Source organism: Pseudoalteromonas rhizosphaerae (assembly GCF_902498845.1).
In the GTDB taxonomy this organism is placed as follows: Bacteria; Pseudomonadota; Gammaproteobacteria; order Enterobacterales; family Alteromonadaceae; genus Pseudoalteromonas; species Pseudoalteromonas rhizosphaerae.
In genome coordinates this window covers 1-403 of sequence record NZ_CABVLM010000062.1, presented here as the reverse complement: position 1 = coordinate 403, position 403 = coordinate 1, and the positions used below count along the sequence as shown (strand labels likewise).

Below are 403 nucleotides of genomic sequence, written 5' to 3'. Positions count from 1 at the left end.
GTGCTGGTGTTCGCCTTCGCCGTCATGGTGATGGGCAGCCCGTGGCGCCGCGAGCGGATCTTCGCCTACCTCGACCCGTTCAGCGAGGCGCACGCGCTCGGCAAGGGCTACCAGCTCTCGCACTCGCTCATCGCCATCGGGCGCGGCGAGATCTTCGGCGTCGGCCTGGGCGGCAGCGTGGAGAAGCTGCACTGGCTGCCCGAGGCGCACACCGACTTCCTGCTCGCGGTGATCGGCGAGGAATTCGGCCTCATGGGCGTGCTCATGGTGATCGTGCTCTTCTTCTGGATGACGCGCCGCATCATGCACATCGGCCGCCAGGCCATCGCGCTCGACCGCGTGTTCGCCGGCCTCGTCGCGCAGGGCGTGGCGATCTGGATGGGCTTCCAGGCCTTCATCAACA

The 403-nt window shown here is 67.7% G+C and carries 1 protein-coding gene; it reads left to right on the top strand.

All coding sequences use genetic code 11. The annotated features are described in order from the left end of the window. A partial coding sequence (locus PSR9079_RS23475; RefSeq protein WP_179959254.1) for an FtsW/RodA/SpoVE family cell cycle protein occupies positions 1–403 on the top strand: 403 nt, incomplete at both ends.